This is a genomic window from Paenibacillus sp. T2-29, from assembly GCF_052921365.1.
On the sequence record NZ_JBREVE010000006.1, the window covers coordinates 345,886 to 352,495 of the forward strand.

The window sequence follows — 6,610 nt, forward strand, 5'->3', positions numbered from 1 at the left end:
AGATAAAAGTTAGCAGGAGGGGAATGGATGAAACCGGTCAAAGTAGGATTGTTAGGCTTAGGGACTGTAGGTACGGGAGTCGTTCGAATCGTTGAGGGCAATCAGGAAGACTTGAGCAGACAAGTAGGTTCACCGATCATCATTGAAAAAATAGCTGTAAAAAACATAGATAAGTATCGTTCCATAGAAGTAGACACCGCCAAACTTACTGAGGACCCGTGGGAAGTCATTCGAGACCCTGAAATTGATGTGATTATCGAAGTCATGGGTGGGATTGATCAGACGAAGGAGTACATTCTAGAAGCGCTAGAGAGAGGCAAACACATTGTGACAGCCAACAAGGACTTAATGGCATTGCACGGTTCTGAAGTATTGGCAAAAGCACAGGAAAAACAATGTGATATTTTTTATGAGGCTAGTGTGGCAGGCGGTATCCCGATCATTCGTACACTCATTGAAGGGTTCTCCTCTGACCGTATTACCCGCATTATGGGGATTGTGAACGGTACAACAAACTTTATTTTAACTAAAATGAGTCAGGAAGGAGCCTCGTACGAGGAGGTTCTTAGGGAAGCTCAAGAACTTGGATACGCAGAATCTGATCCGACCTCAGATGTCGAAGGATTGGATGCGGCGCGCAAGATGGCAATACTGGGAACCCTTGGTTTCCGCTCTAATGTAGAGCTCAAGGATGTAAGCGTGAGCGGTATTTCAAAGGTAACCAGTGAAGATATTGCCTTTGCTAAAAAACTAGGATATGAAATGAAGTTGCTTGGTATTGCAGAACGCCAAGGTGATGAATTTACGATTAATGTTCAGCCGACTATGGTGCGCAAGCAGCATCCATTGGCATCGGTGAACGGGGTATTTAACGCAGTTTATGTACATGGTGAAGCAGTGGGAGAAACCATGTTTTATGGTGCAGGTGCAGGCGAAATGCCAACAGCTACATCAGTAGTGGCTGACCTGGTAGCTGTAGTGAAAAACCTCAAACTTGGCGTAAATGGGCTAAAAGCAATCGTACCCTACAATCCTAAAAAAATTTGCAATGACGAAGACGTGTATTTCAAAAATTTTGTGCTTTTACACGTAGATGATAAAGCAGGGGTATTGGCACAGATTACGCAGGTATTTGCTGAATTCAATGTCAGTTTGGCATCTGTCGTGCAGCAACCGAATGAGACTAATCCTGATGCTGAGATTATTATCGTGACTCATTTAGCTAGTAAAGCAAGTATGAAAAAGGTTTTGGAGCATTTTGAAACTTTGGACGTGATTCGCCGCATCAAGAGTGTATATCGGGTAGAGGGATAGTTAATAAAAGCAGGAGGAATCATCTGTATGACCGTTTTGAAAACAGCAAGAGTGCGCGTGCCTGCGAGTACGGCTAACCTAGGACCTGGCTTTGATACATTGGGCATGGCGTTGTCTCTATACGCATGGATTGAATTAAAAGAGGCCGAGCAGACAGCTTTCCATCTATACGGGGATCAAATGAATGGCGTTCCCCAAGATAAAACCAATTTGATTTACAAGGTAGCACAAATGGTTTTTCGTGAAGCAGGTGTATCTGTTCCTGAGCTGGAAATTTCGATGTACTCGGATATTCCGCTTACCCGTGGTTTGGGAAGTAGCGCTTCCGCTATTGTAGGTGCCTTGGTGGCTGCTAATATGCTGATTGGCTCGCCTCTGTCGGATTCCAAGCTATTTGATATGGCGAGCGCTATTGAAAAGCATCCGGACAATGTCGGGGCCTCTTTGTTTGGCGGTATTATTACTGCCGTGTGGGATGGCAAACATGCCAAGCACTTACGGATTGAACCGGATGCTAATCTAGAGGTAATGGTAGTTATTCCAGATTTTCAACTGTCCACGTCGAAGGCCAGAGAGGTCCTGCCTACCCATGTATCCTTGAAGGATGCTGTATATAATATTAGCCATGCTTCAATGCTGGTAGCGGCATTGGCATCGGGCCGAACAGATCTAATCGCCGAAGCGATGCGTGATCAGCTTCATCAGCCTTACCGCGCGGCACTTGTACCGGGTATGACAGAGATCCTACAGAATGCGTACCATTATGGTGCATTGGGCGTGGCCCTTAGCGGTGCTGGACCGACATTGCTGGCATTGACGGATCAACGGGAAAATCGTAAAGCGGAGCTTGAACAGTATTTAACGGAGACAATGAACAAAGAAGGGATCACTGCGTCTGTTTTAAATTTGCGCCCGGAGATTGAAGGGGCTAAAGTATATACGGAAGGGAATACACACCCTTTTATGGATATGATTAAAGGGGAACTTACGATATGATGCGAATTGCACTTCTTCCTGAGGGGACTGTTTCTCATGAAGCAATTAAATATTTGTTAGGAGATACACCCTGTGAACTACTGTTTTACAAGCATATAGCAGACGTATTTCAGGCAATAGACAAGGGACAGGCAGACTATAGTGTAATTCCTATAGAAAATACGATTGATGGCTCTGTAAGTTTGCATATGGATTGGCTTGTGCATGAGGTAGACATTCCAATGCAGGCGGAATGGGTATATCCTTCAATTCAAAATCTTATTGGACATCGTAGTGAATTTCTCGGGGATCAGGACAAGCTTGATTTGAGCAAAGTGATCAAAATTATGTCCCATCCTGTAGCGCTTCCCCAATGTAAAGAATTCATACAAACTTTCGCTCCTCAAGCCGAGCTGGAGAGTGCAGGAAGTACGGCAGAGGCCGTCGAAATTGTTAAACATAACCCAGGTAAAGGTTGGACCGCTCTTGGAACCAAGCTTGCGGCTACCAAACACGGATTAGATATTTTGGCCAGCAAAGTGACGGATCATGATAACAATTTCACCCGCTTTGTCTTGATTGGACATCAACCTGTAAGGTTCCCGCGTACGCCTGAAGGCCAGCGAACCAGTATTCTGGTTACGCCGCCGCAGGATTTCCCAGGAGCGCTGCATCAGGTTTTATCCGCATTTGCATGGCGCAGGTTAAATCTGTCTCGTATTGAATCGCGTCCGACCAAAAAGCAATTGGGGAATTATTATTTTTACATTGAAGTTCTGGAATCTCTGCATTCCGTTTTGCTTCCGGCAGCCTTTGCAGAGATCGAGGCTTTGGGGTGCCATGTACGTATTCTTGGCTCTTATCCAAGCTACAAGTATGTTGAAGCAGCGATCGAACCTATTTTGAAGGAACATTAATCGGAGGTGTGGTTGTAATGGCAGAACAATGGATCTATCTGGATGGACAGCATGTGACTAAGGAGAACGCAAAGGTTTCCGTATATGATCATGGTTTCTTGTACGGAGACGGTATATTTGAGGGTATTCGTATTTATAACGGCAATATTTTTAAATGTAAGGAGCATTTAGAGCGGCTGTATGATTCTGCGAAATCTATTCAGTTGAACATTCCGTTGTCTCCTGATGAAATGTTGGAAGCAATGGCTGAAACGATTCGTCTTAACGAAATGCGCAATGGATATATCCGATTGGTTGTATCCCGGGGTGCTGGAAATCTAGGTTTGGATCCCCTTCGTTGTGCAAAGGCGAGTGTCATCATTATTGTCGAGCAGCTCGCCATTTATCCGGAAGAAGCTTATTTGACAGGTCTGAAGACAATTTCTGTCTCTCAACGTCGCAACATCCCGGATGCTTTGAATCCAAAGATAAAATCATTGAACTACCTCAACAATATCCTGGTGAAGATCCAGTCTAATTATGCTGGTGTAGGTGAGGCTATTATGCTCAATTCCCAAGGATATGTGACAGAAGGTTCTGCTGATAACATTTTCATTGTCAAAAATGGAGTGTTATATACACCGCCTTGTTATTTGGGAGCGCTTGAGGGGATTACTCGTAATGCTATCATCGATTTGTGTGCCAAGCTTGGATATTCGCTTAAGGAGCAACCTTTTACATTGCATGATGTATATGTGGCGGATGAGGTGTTTTTTACGGGAACCGCTGCAGAAGTGATTGCAGCTTATGAAGTAGATGGTCGTACGATCGGCTCCGGTGTTGCTGGTCCAGTGACTTTAGAGCTCCTGGCCGAGTTCCGGAAGATTGTGGATCAGGATGGCTATAAAGTGTGGCAGGACTAAAAGAATACGAGATCCTTTTGACTGAATGCTTGTAAGAGTATTCGGTTGAGAGGATTTTTTTGTTTGTAGGGGGTCATTCGCCCGGGAGGTGCATAGGATGTAATAACAGAAGCCGGGCGTTTATCCCGCCCGAACGAAAGTCTAGGAGGTTTGTGACCTGTGAAAATACACATCGTCAAAAAAGGTGACACTCTGTACTTACTGGCACAGAAGTATAATGTGACACTAGAGAAAGTTATTGCCGCCAATCCCCAATTGGCAGACCCTAATCAGTTGAGCATCGGCGAGAAAATCAAAATTCCGACAGATCCTGTTACGATGGAAACACAGCCGTCAACGGTCTATCAACACAAAGTTAAGCAAGGTGATACGTTGTGGAAATTGTCCAAGGCGTGGAATGTACCGCTTAAGTTAATTATTGATGCCAATTCCCAGCTAAAAAACCCGAATGCACTTTTGGTTGGAGAAACAGTTAATATTCCACACTACAAAGAAAGCGTATCTGATCTTTCTGTGAATAAGAAAAATACCGCAGTGAAAGAAGAGATGACACAGCCTAAACCTGAATCCCCAACCAAGGAAGAGCTTACCCAGCCCAAGGCGGAATTAACACAGCCTAAACCGGAGAATATGCCTAGTCCTAAAGAAGAAATGACACAGCCGAAAGAAACAGTGAATCCTCCTAAGCTTCCTGAATTAAAACTGCCTGAAGTTCCTATGGCGCCTGTCAATATGGCACCCGTCAATATGGCGCCCGTAAATCCTGCTCCACCTCAATTGCAGCCCATAATTACTCAACCTGCCCCACCTCAACAAATGCAACCTATAGTCACCCAACCGATTGCACCTAAACCGCAGCTTCCAGTTCATATTGAGAAGCAACCCGTAACCGAAAAGTTTTGTGGCTGCACCAGCTCGAAGCCGATGGAGAATTCCTCATGGCCATTACAGCAACCGGCATTTGATTACAGTCCGCCAATAAATGCTATGCCGAACTCGTGGTATCCGGGGATTGGATCTCCTCAGAATTGGGGGAATGCTCCTGTAAATACTTCCTTTGCAGAACATGCCTCTCCTACTGTAGTTGCAGATCAGGGCTATCATCATGACTGTGAGCATCCATGGTGCTGGGGGCCTGTGCAGACAGCACCCATACATGCTCATCCCACACCTTATCCTGCCTATTCAGATTGCTGCTGCACCCCCGGATATTATCCGAATCATGAAGCGTCTGAAAATACATCCTATCCTGTCTATCCTCCATTTATCCATCAAGGGGGCCCGCAGCAGCAACCAGAGAGTGCGGTCCAGGGTAGCCAGTGGGGCAACGCATGGGGAGGACCACAATATAGTATGCCTGCAAGTGGATACGTGTCCGACTTTAGCCAACCAATAGGTCAACACTCCGCGAATCACCCATATCATCCGTTCGCACATGGAAATGCACCTATGTATCCATTAGAGGGATATACCACGCCCTATATGTTTATGCCAGACTGTGGATGCCGGGAAGGAAACACCGAGTCGGCGCCAGCCTCTCCGGGAACGCAAGAGGTAGGTAACAATCTGACTATTCCATCTCAAAATGAAGTTGCTTCTTCTTCAAAAAAAGACGATAGCGCGCGTAAAGGCAAATCAAAAGATATCTCTAGCAGTACATCCAAAGAAGAAACATCCAAAGCCAAGGTTTCAAGCGAGCATGATACTATTAAGAAGCATAAATCCCGTAAATCGACTGGAGGAAGATCTCGCTCCTCATCCTATAGTGCTCGTGCACGTCAAAATCCATGGATTAATGACTGACGCAGATAAATACAATAAAGAGGTAAACACTAGTAGCGTCCCGATTTGTTAGTCGTAAGGCTAAAGGAATAAAAGTTAAAGAGGCTGTTATTCTGCTAGTTGAGAATGATAGTCTCTTTGTTTAAATGCAGTAATCTTAAATATGAAAAATGTCACTAAAAAAGATGTTGCTAATTAGCATGACCATGTGGTATATTCTTATAGCTGTCTTTTACAAGATAGTTAGCAACACAAAAACAAAGTAGAATTGATTAAAAAATTCTCCTGAAAAAAAAGTGTTGCAAAGATGAGGTAAACGTGATATATTATTTAAGTCGCCGCTGAGACGCGGTGGTGAAACAAAGTAAGAAAGAATGAAGTTTTGATCTTTGAAAACTGAACAACGAGTGAGTAAAATGATTTTGTTCGCAAAATCAAACAAGAGATATTTTATCTCGTCAGTTTCAACATGAGCTAATCGCTCTTTCGATAAACCAACTTCGGTTGGTCTTTAATGGAGAGTTTGATCCTGGCTCAGGACGAACGCTGGCGGCGTGCCTAATACATGCAAGTCGAGCGAGATTATTTAGAAGCTTGCTTCTACATAATCTAGCGGCGGACGGGTGAGTAACACGTAGGCAACCTGCCCACAAGACAGGGATAACTACCGGAAACGGTAGCTAATACCCGATACATCCTTTTCCTGCATGGGAGAAGGAG

At 44.6% G+C, this 6,610-nt stretch carries 5 protein-coding genes and 1 rRNA gene; all 6 read left to right on the forward strand.

The genetic code is table 11. From position 1 onward, the window contains the following. Nucleotides 1–27: 27 nt before the first annotated feature. On the forward strand, nt 28–1,314 hold the full coding sequence (locus tag ACU1JV_RS18780) for a homoserine dehydrogenase (protein ID WP_064963346.1): 1,287 nt from the start codon (nt 28–30) through the stop codon (nt 1,312–1,314). A gap of 27 nt (nt 1,315–1,341) precedes the next feature. After that, nucleotides 1,342–2,310: a homoserine kinase gene (gene thrB, locus ACU1JV_RS18785; RefSeq protein WP_165081783.1), complete on the forward strand. Its 969-nt coding sequence runs from the start codon at nt 1,342–1,344 to the stop codon at nt 2,308–2,310. Continuing rightward, the gene (gene pheA / locus ACU1JV_RS18790; protein ID WP_413986867.1) at nt 2,307–3,206 is read left to right on the forward strand and encodes a prephenate dehydratase; all 900 of its coding nucleotides are present in this window, start codon (nt 2,307–2,309) and stop codon (nt 3,204–3,206) included. The genes thrB and pheA overlap by 4 nt, the downstream gene beginning before the upstream one ends. A gap of 17 nt (nt 3,207–3,223) precedes the next feature. Next, nucleotides 3,224–4,108, forward strand: coding sequence for a branched-chain-amino-acid transaminase (ilvE, locus tag ACU1JV_RS18795; RefSeq protein WP_013372655.1), 885 nt, complete (start codon nt 3,224–3,226; stop codon nt 4,106–4,108). Between the two features lie 159 nt (nt 4,109–4,267). Beyond that, a complete protein-coding gene (locus ACU1JV_RS18800) occupies nt 4,268–5,911 on the forward strand; it encodes a LysM peptidoglycan-binding domain-containing protein (RefSeq protein WP_413986866.1) in 1,644 nt (547 codons plus the stop codon). Nucleotides 5,912–6,401: 490 nt separating this feature from the next. After that, nucleotides 6,402–6,610: ribosomal RNA gene (locus ACU1JV_RS18805) — 16S ribosomal RNA — on the forward strand; the annotation flags it as partial.